Origin of the sequence: Nonomuraea ceibae (genome assembly GCF_019396325.1) — a bacterium.
GTDB lineage: Bacteria > Actinomycetota > Actinomycetes > Streptosporangiales > Streptosporangiaceae > Nonomuraea > Nonomuraea ceibae.
The window spans coordinates 35,765-47,696 of the sequence record NZ_JAHKRO010000017.1 but is presented as its reverse complement, the minus strand read 5'-3'; the positions used below and the strand labels follow the sequence as shown (position 1 = coordinate 47,696).

The window sequence follows — 11,932 nt, the reverse complement described above, 5'->3', positions numbered from 1 at the left end:
GGGAGTGGGCCGAGGTGAGGACGCGGCGCGGGTCAGCGAGGAAGCCGTGCGTCTGCGCCGGGAACTGGTGACATTCAACCGGGACGCCTACCTGCCCGACCTGGCGATGTCGGTAACCAATCACGCCACCTGGTTGGCGGAGGTGGGCCGAGCTGAGGACGCGGCGCGGGTCAGCAAGGAAGCTATTGGCATCTACCGGGAGTTGGTGGAGCTGAACCGGGATGTCTACTTGCCGGGCCTGGCCGCGTCGGTGAACAATCACGCCACTCTGCTGGCAGAGGTGGGCCGAGCTGAGGACGCGGTGCCGGTCAGCGAGGAAGCCGTGCGTCTGCGCCGGGAACTGGTGACATTCAACCGGGACGCCTACCTGCCCGACCTGGCCGCGTCGGTGAACAATCACGCCACTCTGCTGGCAGAGGTGGGCCGAGCTGAGGACGCGGTGCCGGTCAGCGAGGAAGCCGTGCGTCTGCACCGGGAACTGGTGGCGCTGAACCGGGACGCCTACCAGCCTGGCTACACGAAGAGTCTCACCGCCATGGGTTACGTACTGCTCTTCGGCTCCCGGTACGGCGACGCGGTCACTCCGCTGGTCGAAGCGCTGCAGACCTCGCGGGAACTGCCCGAGTACGCCCAGGACATCACAGAAACGATTGCTGACTTGCTGCGCCACGCCTATGCGAAGGATGCGGCCGGGGTCGCCAAGGAGTGGCGCGACATCACTGGCTCGGAAGTCCCCGACTGGGTCAGGCAACCACCAACCGGCCCAGGAGACTGAGAGTCGTACTCCTGTCGGCTGCGCTGTGTGCCCCTCGCCGACGCCTGTCCGGCAGGGTGTACCCCAACACCACACTCGGGAGGCCAGGCGAACTACGTCAAGTTAGGGTCCGTTCCCGGATTTATCGACGCCTGTCTGCTCGGATCTCAGAGTTCCACCACAATCTGGAGTGGAAGGGGTTACGGCGGTGCGCGTCGGCTACAGCAGGGTCTCCAACGTCGATCAGAACACCGCCCGGCAACTGGACGGAATCGAGATCGAGCGGACCTTCACCGGCAAGGCGTCCGGCAAGGACACCACCCGGCCGAAGCTCGAGGAACTGCTGGCGTTCGTCCGCGCCGGTGACACCGTGATCGTGCACTTTATGGACCAGCTCGCGCGCAGCCTGGACGATCTGCGCCGCATCGTGCGGACCCTCACCGGCAAGAGCATCCGGATCGAGTTGATCAAAGAAAGCCTCGTCTTCACCGGCGAGGACTCGCCCATGGCGACGCTCCCGCTGTCGGTCATGGGCGCGTTCGCCGAGTTCGAACACGCGCTCATCCTGGAACGCCAGCGCGAGGGCATCGCCGCTGCCAAGCAGCGCGGCGCCTTCACCGGCCGCAAGTTCGCCCCCACCCGCGAGCAGGCCCGCCAGCTGTGCGAGCGCGCCGCCGCCGGTGAACCCAAGTCCGCGCTGGCCAGACAGTTCCGAATCAGCCGCGAGACCATGTACAGCTACCTGCGGCCCCAGTCGGTCGCCGCCCCTGCCGTTCATATTGCATGACTCCCTTACGTTGGCGAGTTTCGTGAGCGGAGCGGGAACACTCCGAAACGGGCCAACACGGTGAGGCATGGCGGTCAGGGGGCCGGTCGATGGAAGCAGCCGCACAGGACGGTGACCCGCCCCGCTGATGGGCTTCAGCGAGGCTCTACGCCTGGAGGCGATCGAGCGTTGGCGGCTGCTGCGACCCACTTCGAAGACGATGTCCCGCTGGCCCAGGTGGCCGCGTCCTGCGGGGTCCCCGAGCGGACATTGCGCCGGTGACGTTCCGCCTACCAGGCCGGCGGCCGGACCGTGCGCAGGCCGCGCTCGAACCGCGGCCGGACGCGGATGCCAGAGCCGTTGCGGCTGCTGGTCGAGGGCCTGGCGCTGCGGCCACCGCGTAGAAGCGTCGCGGTGATCCACCGGCAGGCGGCGAGCGTCGCCACCGCACGAGGGTGGCCGGTCCCTGGCTACTCCACCGTGCACGAGAACGTCCGAAACCTTGATCCGGCGCTTGTCGCGCTCGGAGTGGAAGGCACCCAAACGGTACCGGGAGGTGTTTGAGCTGGTGCATCGCAGGGAGGCGTCCAAGCCGAACCAGATCTGGCGGGCCGACCACACCGAGCTGGACATCTGGGTGCTGGACCCCAAGGGCAACCGGCACGACCCTGGCTGACCGCGATCGAGGACGACCATTCCCGCGCGATCGCGGGGTAGGCGGTCAACCTGGAGACGTCCTCGGCGCTGCCCACCGCGCTAGCATTCCGGCAGGCGATCTGGCGCAAGGCTCTGGCACGTGCACGGGATCTCCGAGGTGTTCCACTTCGATCACGGCAGCGACTTCACCTCCTCTCATCTGGAACAGGTGATGGCCGACCTGCGGGTGCGGCCGGTGTTCAGCAAGAAGGGCCAGCGGCCACGGCAGGATCGAACGGTTCATGGAGACCATGAACCGGATGTCCCTGGCCCACCTGCCCGGCTACGCCCCCAAGGGCAGCAAGGACCGCGCCGCTCAGGCCACCTTGACCCTGCCTGAGCTGGATGGTGCGACCGGCCGGTTCATCCGCGAGGTCTGCAATCTGCGGCCGCATCCGGAAACCCGCTTCCCGCCCCAGGCCCGGTGGGAGGCCGGCGCGTTCATCCCCCGCATGCCCGACTCCCCTGGAGCAACTGCACCTGTTGCTCGGCACCGTTGCCAGACCGCGGGAGATTCACACCGACGGCATCCAGTTCCTCGCCTTGCGCTACATCAACCCGGTCCTAGCGGGCACCGGTGCTGGCCCATGACAAGACGCACCCTACCTTCGACAAACCTGGCAAGCCAGCCTGCTCGGACCCCGTCAGCTCGCGCTGGCGCTCTGAACGCGCGAGAGCCGCCACTCGGCTCCGCCCGCGGATGGTCCGAGCGGCGGCAGGACCGCCATGGCGGAAGGTGATCTACCAGGTCCTCCCCGCGACGGCCGGTGCCTCCTTGGAGGCCGGCGGCGACGGCGACAGCGCGTGCCCCGTTGGTGAGGGCGCGGTGCTGCCCGACGACGAAGCCGGCGTCGCCGGTTTGCCAGACGGCTGGGCAGGTGAGCGGCGAGCTCCGCCCGCTCGCCGTCCTCGCGAGGGCGCGGGAGCGGCAAGGTCTACCTCCTGCCGGATGCCCAGCGCGCGCAGATCCGTCTCGCTCCATCCCTGCTTGGTCGCTCTGGCGTAGCACTCCTCACGGGCGCGCGCTGTCTCGGCCAGCTTCCCCGCCAGCTCGGTGACCTTGCTGTCCAAGGTGTCGAGCTCGAGGAGAACGTCGATCCGGCCTTCCAGCATGGAACGGGCCCGGCCTTCAAGATCCGATTCTCTGACTTGCTTGCTGACGTCCATAAAAGATCACGGTAAAGCGCGTGTGGGCAGGAGGGAAGACCTTCGGCTTCTCCCAACATTCCCGGCTTGCTTCCGCCTCTGACGGTTGGGCTTGAGGCCCTGCCCCGGTCCCAAAAGGAGCATCGTGTTCGACATCACCCTGTTCGACCTGACGAACGACCAGTGGAACGCCGTCATCGCCGAGCACCCCGTGTCGGCGGACTTCGCCGTCAGGACCGTCGACGACATCGCCAGCGTGCTGTCGGCCGCCCGGGCCGCCCTGGCGGACCGCGACCCTGGCGATCTGCGGGCATGCCCCGCCTTGATGGACATCAACATCTGGCGAGTCGTCGGAGACGACGAGGGTGTCTTCATCGTCGTCGTCCAGGTAAGTCCGCATGCCGCGTGGGCGAGCAGGCCGCTGCACATCTGCTCGGTCATCGCTCACGGAGTTCGCGGATCCGATGCCGCCCGCGCGGCCCTGGAGCTCCTGCTGGCCACCCGCAACGACCTCCTGATCGAGACTGCAGCCGTTGACGCGGCCACCGACAGCCTCGCCGCCTACGCCACCACCCTCGGCGTACAGGAAGACGCCCTTGACGAGATCGTGCACGAGACCGCCAGCGCCGCCGCGACGGTGACGAACAACGGCGGCACCGGCACCCAGATCGCCTACCTGACTCAGCAGTACGGGCCCCGTGGAGCGCTCGACCTCATCCGGCGCGCCGCGCAAGCCCGCCTCGCCCCGTGCTGGCCGCCGCCGGCTGAGCCCCGGACCCGGCCATGATCGCGTCAGAAGCGGCCCTGCCGACATCGGCGCACCCTATTTCGTCCAAGGAGAACCTGTTGAACCAGCCGCTCATCCCTCGCCACGCCGACGAGGGAGCCTAGATGGCCGTCGTCCGCACCCGCACCATCACCCTCATCGCAACCACCGGCCGCGTCATCGAGGTTGAGGCCGACGTCGGCCACGGCCAGGCCCGATTCCATCTCATCGGGCTGTCCGACACACACCTGCCTGAGATCCGTGACCGGGTCCGGGCGGCCACCATCAACAGCTCACTCCCGTGGCCGAAGATGCGCACCACGGTCAGCCTTTACCCCGCCAGCCTGCCCAAAAGCGGAACCCAGCTCGACCTGAGCATCGCCGTGGCCATCCTGGCCGCGACGGGCGTGATACCGGCCGCCCGCATCGCCGCCACCTTCTTCCTGGGCGAGCTGGGACTCGACGGCCGCATCAGGCCTATCCGCGGCGTGCTGCCGGCGGTGCTCGGCGCCGCCGCGACCGGCGACGCCGTGGTGGTCGTGCCCACCGCCAACGCCAGCGAAGCCGCCCTCGTACCAGGCGTCCAGGTGGTGCCCGCCGACGACCTGCAGCAGCTGGTGACCTGGCTGCGCGACGACCGCCAGCAGCTGCCGCCCATCCCCGCCTCCGTCGCGCCCCCGTCCGAGCCGGAGGTCGACCTGGCCGACATCGCCGGTCAGGCGCAGGCCCGCAAGGCGCTGGAGATCAGTGCCGCAGGCGGTCACCACCTCCTCACGGTCGGCCCGAACGGCAGCGGGACGACGATGCTCGCCGAACGTCTGGCCACCCTGCTGCCCGACGTGGAGCCCCAGGACGCCTACGAGGTGACGGCGCTTCACTCCATCGCCGGGGCCTTGCCGCCACACCCGCCGCTGATGAACCGGCCGCCGTTCATCAGCGCCCACCACACCGCCTCGCCCGCGGCGATCTTCGGCGGCGGCCGCACCGTCGCCCGGCCGGGCGTCTGCTCACTGGCCCATCACGGCATCCGCTTTCTGGACGAGGCCCCAGAACTGCCAAGATCAGTGCTGGACGGGCTCCGTCAGCCGCTGGACGCCGGACAGGTCACCATCGCCCGATCCGCCGGCACCCTGACCTTCCCGGCACGATTCATCCTCGTCCTGGCCACCACCCCATGCCCCTGCTCGGTCCCCGCCGACGTCGAACACTCCTGCCAGTGCTCGACGGCGGTTCGCCGCCGCCATCTGGCCCGGCTGTCCGGAGCGCTCGGCGACCGCATCGCCATCACCGTCGCCCTCACCCCGCCCCGCCCCCAGAACGTCACCGCCCCCCGGGAGCGTCGCAAGAACAGCCGGGCGGTCGCCGAGCGCGTGATGCACGCGCGGCGACGCGCCGCCCAGCGCTCGGCCGCGACGCCGTGGCGGACCAACGCGGAGATCCCGGCCTCAGCTCTCCACTCCGACTTCGGCCTCTCCGACGCGGCGCTGAAGCCGATCGCCGCATCGGCGGACCGCGGCGCCCTCAGCGCCCGCGGAGCCGACCAGATCCTGCGCATCGCCTGGACCCTCGCCGACCTCACCGGAAAACCAGCGCCGGACCACGACGATGTCGCCGCCGCGCTGGCTCTGCACCACGGCGACGACATCAGGACATGACAGAGACCTGACCTGCTCCACGGCCGGCAGAGCGGGACCCCCTCCGCCGAGAACGCTACCCGGATCGGAACTAGGCCTGTTCTCTACTTCGCCAAATCTCTAGTGATCTTGAAGTGGAGGAGCAGCGGACCTGCGGCTACCACCCAGCGCACAGGTCACAGAGACCCGCATCCCCGAAAGAAGCGATGACATGGACGCCGACCTGCCACGCAGCAACTTCTACGCCATTCCGCCCAGCCCCGCGAACCTCCTGATCAGTGCGCCGACGGCTGAGGGGCCGCGCTGGGAACTGCACATCGCCTACGCCGAGGCCGGACCGGTGCTCCAGGCCCTCGCCGAGATCTGGCCGGCCTCAGCTGAGGAGATCATCCGGCTGTGCCGAAAGCTCGGCCTGCAGCACCGCCCGTACCAGGCCAAGCGCATCATGACGAGCGCGGACGTGATCGCCGACGATCTGCGGACCCGGATCACCTCCGGCGAGCTTCGCCTCCACCACCGTTTCCCGACCGAGCGCGAGTTGATCAAGCACTACGACACCAACACCGAGGTGGTCCGAGCCGCCAAGAGCCTCCTGATCGACGAAGGACTGATCGGGCGCGCCGGGCGCGGGACGAAGGCAGGGCTCACGGTCCTGCGTACGCCGGCGACGACCTCGGCCTGAAGGGGACACACGAGATGGACTTTCCCGAGGACGAGACCATGGCCGCTGAACTGGCCAAGGTAGAAGCCTTCGATATCCGCGCTGCGCACTCCGACGGCGAGATCCTGACGCTCATCGCTGAGGTTGCCAGCGCTCGATGCCAGCAGCTGATCGATTACGACAAGCCCCTCGGAGCTATCACCGCCCTGCACGTCACCCTGGAGCGGATCGCGGCCCTGGCCTTGCGTAGCAGTCGCTACCCCCGCTGAATGTTTCGCCGGGCGGAATCCCCCACCCCGGCTCCTCTTCCCGGAAGGACTGCGGATGGTCAACTCCTCAGCGAAATGCCCGTGGCCTCCGAAGGTGATGGAGGCGCTCCACCGGATCGACGAGCTCGTAGGCTGCCCGATCTGGCTGGACCACGTGGCCGGAGCCGATGATCACCTCATCGTGGTACCCATCGAGGGCATCGGCACCCTCACGGTTGGTGACCGAGACGGGCCCCTCACCTACGACCTCGACGATCGCCGCGGCTTCAGCGTCGCGCTTCAGGACAACGACGAGCACTTCGTGGGAGTCGTGTACTCCTCTCCCACACGAGATGTTGACGCACTGATCGCATGGCTGAGCACCTACCTCCACCAGCTGACTACGCCCGGCCACGCCGAGCCGGAAGACAGCGGCCATGGGCACACCAAGTAAGGCCGAGGCTTCAGCCGACCCCAACATCCTGATCGGGCACCGGCTCAAGGTCCACGTCAACCTGCACACACACCGCTGGTCGGTGACAGCACAGGCTGGTCCGGACAAAGGCCGGGTGATCGCCAACGTGCCCGCCATCGAGCTCGCCGACGTCGTCTTCAAAGTGTCCAAGGCGGGCCGGGCTCGCTCTCACCGGCTGCGCCATCGAACTGTGCACGCATGGGTGCTGGGCACCGTGACAGCGCTGCCCGAGGCGGTGGTCCTGGATGGCCTGACCCAGGTGACCTACAACCCGGCACCCGAACGGCCCGCGACTTTCACCGGCCCGGACGGCGTTCCCGTACGGCAGGCCGCCCGGGTGCTGTTCGCCTGCGCGCCGGACAACCCAGCCCGAGGCTACGCATGGGTGTGGCCGCCAGCTAGCCGAGGTGATCGTGACGATCAGCCGGGCTGAGCCGTTACAACACGCTGAAGCCGAGCTCGTGACAGTGGCCTGACCTGGTGCGCATGACGCCGTACCAGGTGAAGCAAGCCGAAGGCAGGGCGAGTTCCCTCACCCCATGCCACCAGCGCAGACAGGGCGCACGTCGGTGGATGACTTCCCCAGAGTCCTGTGATCCCCCGGGTCGAACACCGGCGCCCGCCCTGGGTCTACGGCGGACACCTCTGCGCGCGTCAAGGCCCAAACCGCGGCCTTGACCCACTCCGAGGCATCCGCCGTCCACGACAACCAGGCGCCGGAGTCCGGCCCGGCTGCCCTTCCGTCGATGGCGACAACGCCCGAACCAGGGAGGCCCCTTGTCTGATCAGGACCTTTTCGCCCGGCTCATCCTGCAGCGGATAGCCGACCCCGAGGACCGGCGCCTGGGCCACCTGGCCGCTCAGCTCACCCCCGCCGGTGCTGTCGAGGCGCTCCGCAGCAGCGCGAACCTGGTCCAGTACGCCCCGCCCGTGCACAACGACGGCGACGAAGAACGCTGGGCGAAGGCCTGCCGGCGATGGCGGTCCCGGCTGGTCACGGCCAACCCGGAAGCCGACCTTCAGGCGGGGCATGAACTGGGCGCCGACCTGGTGACTCCCAGCGACCCCGACTGGCCCGCCGAACTGAACGACCTGGGTGTGTCGGCGCCGCACGCGCTGTGGGTGCAGGGCAAGGCGCCACTGGCGGGCGCCTTCAGCCGATCCGTCGCGATCGTCGGATCCCGGGCAGCGACCTCCTACGGCCGGCACGCCGCCACCGAGTTCGCCACCGCAGTCAGCGAGGCCGGGCTCAGCGTCATCTCCGGCGCCGCGCTCGGCGTGGACACAGCCGCACACCAGGGCGCCCTGCTGACCGACGCGACGACCATCGCGGTGCTCGCCTGCGGCGTCGACATCGCCTACCCGCAGGTGAACAGGGTCCTGCTCAAGCAGATCCAGCAGCAGGGCGCTGTGGTCAGCGAGTACCCGATCGGCAGCCAGCCGAGCCGAGCCCGATTTATGGCCCGTAACCGACTGGTGGCATCCTCGCTCGCCACGCTTGTGGTCGAAGCCGCTACGCGCAGCGGGACCATGAACACCGCCACCCGAGCCCGTGAACTTGACCGGGTCCTCGCGGCGGTGCCAGGCCCCGTGACCTCCTCCCAATCGCACGGAAGCAACGACCTGATCGTCGACCGGAACGCTCACGCCGTGCGTCACCCGCTTCACCTGCTCAGCCTTCTCCAGACCTGACCCCCGCTCCTGTGCCCTCGCCGGGTCAACCGCTCGACGAGGGCTTCGCCATGCCCTTCCCGCCACCCGAAGGAAGCGCCACCCATGAGCAACACGCGGATCACCGCAGAGCAGGCGACCGCGCAGTACGGCAAGGACGTGATCTACACCCTCGCCGAATCCCGCAAGGCCATCCCGAGATGCGGAACCGACGGCCGCACCTACGACGCCAAGAAGCTCACGCGCCAGGTCAAGAAAGCCGGCAGGTAACAGCACCGCGGCGCCCGGCGACCCAAGCCCGCGCCACCATCCCCGGCCGGCCCTCTCCCAGCCGTCTCTGGACACAGGGGCATACGCGCCGCGTCCAGCACGCGAAGGAACCGCCTCCCATGAGCCTGCTCCGCCACATCCGCCACACCCGCGACACGCTGCGATGGATCCTTTCCACCCCCACCAGCAGCATCGAACTGCGCATGACCACCAGCTGGGCGGCGATTCTGCACCGCGGCGAAGCCAACATTCCCGCCGGGCGCCGGGTCGCCCAACTGTGGCGCGCAGCCGGCTGGAACGACGAGGTCGTCTGGCACGAACTGGCCGCTTACTGCGCGCGTTTCACCGATTCAGCCGACATCCCGGATCCGAGGTGCGCGTCCCTGCAGGCCAGTGCGGCCTGGCTGCGGTTCACCGCCGAACACGGCACCGCCGCCGACCTCGCCGCCGCGGTCCGCGCCCACCTGAGTGCCGTGCACGACCTGACCCACCAGCGATCTCGATAGGAGTCCACGTGCCCCATCACGCCATCGCCCAGCTCATCGGCGGCCGCAGCCACCAGTGCGACGCCGCGGCCACCTGGACCAACGGCTCTGTGCGCGCCTACGTCCTGCTCGACGGCATCGGCTCCTCCCCCACGGTGCGCGCCTGGACCTGCCAGTTCGCCGCGGTCCTGGCGCGCGAAGCCGCGATGCGCACCGACGCTGAACAGGGGCTGCGCGCCACCCACACGCTCGCCGCGGCCGACCGCCGCCGCATTGTCGCCAACGGTGGCGACAAGGTAGGGGCGGTCGCCGTCGTCGCCCTCCTCGACGGCGATGTCCTTCAGGTGGCCTGGTGCGGAGACGCTCGCGCCTATCTGCTGAGCCCCGGACAGCCGCTGCGGCGGCTGACCAAGGACCACAACAAGCGCCAGGTCGCCCTCGATCACGGGCGGGAGCCTGCCTCCAACGCCCGCAATGTCGTCACCTCCTACCTCGGCCACCTCACCGAGCATCCGGCCATCGGCACCGACATGCTGCTGCTGCCCGGCCCGAACGACCGGTTGCTGCTGGCATCGGACGGCGCCTACGAGCCGCTGGAAGACGCCGGACTCGTCCTGGCCACCTACCTGCAGGGCACTGCCGAGCAGGCAGCGACCATCCTGACCAGGGCCGCCATCGACCATGCCGATTCGCGCGCGGACAACGCCTCAGCCCTCGTCGCCGACCTCAGCCGTGTGCCCGTCAGACCCTCTGGCCGTGCCACGGCCACGAGGCAGCGATGATCGATCGTTTCTCCGGGCCGAACTGGATCCTGTCCAACTTCGCGCTCATCCCCGTCACGCTGTATTCCACGCTCGAGGAAGGCTGGATCACCTACGCCACCGCCGAGCACGCCTTCAACGCGGCCAAGACGCTCAATCCGGACGAGCGCCGCTGGGTCGCGGACGCGCCGTCCGACGATCCCGGAGAAGCCAAGCGGCGCGGCCGCCGGGTCACCCTGCGGCCCGGATGGGACACCGACGTCCGCTACCGCGCCATGGCCGCCATCATCGCGGCCAAGTTCACCCCCGCCTCCACTGTGGCCTCCTTCCTGCTCGGCACCGGCGAGGAGGAGCTCGTGGAAGGCAACACGTGGCATGACAACCACTGGGGCGATTGCCGGTGCGGCCGCGCCGTGTGCGCCCCGGCCGGCTTCAACCACCTCGGGCAGCTGCTCATGGAGCACCGTGCCCTGCTGCGCACCTCTGCCGGGCCGGCGCCCCGGTAGCACCGACCAGCACCCGGCCAGCCCGCCACCAGCTCACCGCCGCTGGGAGATGACAGGCGGCGGCTCGGCCATGGCTGGCACGCATCTCCGACACCTCCCTGGGGCTACGGCGAAACCGCCGCGCAGCGCCTCAAGGCCGCCCCACCCGGACGGTCCTGAGGCACTGGGCGGCATCCCGCCGTCGACACGAACCAGATGCCCAGGCTCCTCACCCGAGCAGCCCATCCACGACGCACTCGGAGGTTGAATGTCGCGTACCACCAAGGACCAGGTCATGTGGCGTATCAACAACGCCTGCCGCATGGGCCAGGACGACCCGGACCCCGACCGCTTCGACGAACTGCAGGCGAAGCTGTGGGTCACCCACCCCTACATGAGCAGCGGCCGCTTGCACCGGCCCAAGGCACGTCCCGATGTTGTCCGCGAAGAGGCTGGTGCCCCGAACGGCGCCGTGTCCGAGACGCCTGCCTGGCCGCCGCCCAGGAGTACAACGCCTACGGCCAGGTGGTCACCGAGCCGCCCGCCGTCCCAGCACCGCCAGGGTGTCACGCCTACGCCTAGCAGGCCCTGGCGGCTTCGACCGGCACGTGCCCGAGCAGCCTCGAGCACGTGCCGGCAGCCTCTCGACCCAGGGCCGAGACCTCCCCACCCCTTGACCACTTCCCTCTGTCGGAAGGCGTTGACGTGTTCGACCTGGAGACCACCGGGCTGAAGCCCGCCCCCACCGCGACAGCCATTGCCGTGATCACGAGCATCCACGCCGGCTGCGCCGCCTTCACCGGCTGTGCCGCCACGGTGCCCACCGCGCCTCCTGCCACCGGTGTGGTGATCGACACCGACTACGACCCTCCGAGCTTCACCCGCAAGCGGGGGTGCGACAAGACCGGAACCAAGACCGTCTGCGGCTGGAAGAACACATTCACGCCTGCGGACTGGGACATCACCGTCCAGTACGGCACGGCCAAGCCGCGCGAGATCCCTGTCACGGAGGCCGCTTTCCGGAGCTGCCCGAAGGGGGCTTACTACCCCGCCTGCACCGTCGGTCGCCGATAGCAGCACGTCACTCCGCGTGCACCCCACGACCTCGGTTCGG

Annotated in this window: 15 protein-coding genes; 14 read left to right on the top strand and 1 reads right to left on the bottom strand. The window is 69.1% G+C overall.

Annotated features, from left to right (window positions below; all coding sequences use genetic code 11):
- Both KME80_RS14365 and KME80_RS14360 read left to right on the top strand, forming a co-directional pair.
- On the top strand, positions 1-775 hold a 775-nt coding region (locus tag KME80_RS14365; protein ID WP_219505219.1), incomplete at its 5' end, for a tetratricopeptide repeat protein.
- Positions 776-962: 187 nt separating this feature from the next.
- Positions 963-1,541 (top strand): recombinase family protein, encoded by a 579-nt coding sequence (locus KME80_RS14360; protein ID WP_372455357.1) that lies wholly within the window; start codon positions 963-965, stop codon positions 1,539-1,541.
- 1,416 nt (positions 1,542-2,957) lie between these two features.
- Here the strand turns inward: KME80_RS14360 and KME80_RS14355 are convergent.
- Complete coding sequence (locus KME80_RS14355; RefSeq protein ID WP_219505209.1) at positions 2,958-3,383, bottom strand: hypothetical protein; 426 nt, start codon at positions 3,381-3,383, stop codon at positions 2,958-2,960.
- Positions 3,384-3,507: 124 nt separating this feature from the next.
- Between KME80_RS14355 and KME80_RS14350 the strand changes: the two genes are divergently transcribed.
- The 12 genes from KME80_RS14350 to KME80_RS14295 all read left to right on the top strand — a co-directional run bounded on the left by KME80_RS14350 (position 3,508) and on the right by KME80_RS14295 (position 11,892).
- Positions 3,508-4,149 (top strand): hypothetical protein, encoded by a 642-nt coding sequence (locus KME80_RS14350; RefSeq protein ID WP_219505206.1) that lies wholly within the window; start codon positions 3,508-3,510, stop codon positions 4,147-4,149.
- A gap of 104 nt (positions 4,150-4,253) precedes the next feature.
- Entirely contained in the window at positions 4,254-5,783 is a 1,530-nt protein-coding gene (locus KME80_RS14345; protein ID WP_219505204.1) for a YifB family Mg chelatase-like AAA ATPase, read from the top strand.
- Between the two features lie 190 nt (positions 5,784-5,973).
- Entirely contained in the window at positions 5,974-6,444 is a 471-nt protein-coding gene (locus KME80_RS14340; protein ID WP_219505201.1) for a winged helix-turn-helix domain-containing protein, read from the top strand.
- 14 nt (positions 6,445-6,458) lie between these two features.
- On the top strand, positions 6,459-6,692 hold the full coding sequence (locus tag KME80_RS14335) for a hypothetical protein (protein WP_219505200.1): 234 nt from the start codon (positions 6,459-6,461) through the stop codon (positions 6,690-6,692).
- 55 nt (positions 6,693-6,747) lie between these two features.
- Complete coding sequence (locus tag KME80_RS14330) at positions 6,748-7,125, top strand: hypothetical protein (protein ID WP_219505198.1); 378 nt, start codon at positions 6,748-6,750, stop codon at positions 7,123-7,125.
- The gene (locus KME80_RS14325; protein ID WP_219505196.1) at positions 7,109-7,579 is read left to right on the top strand and encodes a L5-gp82 domain-containing phage-derived protein; all 471 of its coding nucleotides are present in this window, start codon (positions 7,109-7,111) and stop codon (positions 7,577-7,579) included. The genes KME80_RS14330 and KME80_RS14325 overlap by 17 nt, the downstream gene beginning before the upstream one ends.
- A gap of 344 nt (positions 7,580-7,923) precedes the next feature.
- The gene (gene dprA, locus KME80_RS14320) at positions 7,924-8,838 is read left to right on the top strand and encodes a DNA-processing protein DprA (protein ID WP_219505194.1); all 915 of its coding nucleotides are present in this window, start codon (positions 7,924-7,926) and stop codon (positions 8,836-8,838) included.
- An 84-nt stretch (positions 8,839-8,922) separates the two neighbouring features.
- On the top strand, positions 8,923-9,087 hold the full coding sequence (locus KME80_RS14315; protein ID WP_219505192.1) for a hypothetical protein: 165 nt from the start codon (positions 8,923-8,925) through the stop codon (positions 9,085-9,087).
- Positions 9,088-9,206: 119 nt separating this feature from the next.
- Positions 9,207-9,593 (top strand): hypothetical protein, encoded by a 387-nt coding sequence (locus KME80_RS14310; RefSeq protein WP_219505190.1) that lies wholly within the window; start codon positions 9,207-9,209, stop codon positions 9,591-9,593.
- An 8-nt stretch (positions 9,594-9,601) separates the two neighbouring features.
- Entirely contained in the window at positions 9,602-10,354 is a 753-nt protein-coding gene (locus KME80_RS14305; protein WP_219505188.1) for a PP2C family protein-serine/threonine phosphatase, read from the top strand.
- Complete coding sequence (locus KME80_RS14300; protein WP_219505187.1) at positions 10,351-10,839, top strand: NADAR family protein; 489 nt, start codon at positions 10,351-10,353, stop codon at positions 10,837-10,839. The genes KME80_RS14305 and KME80_RS14300 overlap by 4 nt, the downstream gene beginning before the upstream one ends.
- A gap of 684 nt (positions 10,840-11,523) precedes the next feature.
- The gene (locus tag KME80_RS14295) at positions 11,524-11,892 is read left to right on the top strand and encodes a hypothetical protein (RefSeq protein ID WP_219505185.1); all 369 of its coding nucleotides are present in this window, start codon (positions 11,524-11,526) and stop codon (positions 11,890-11,892) included.
- Positions 11,893-11,932: the final 40 nt, after the last annotated feature.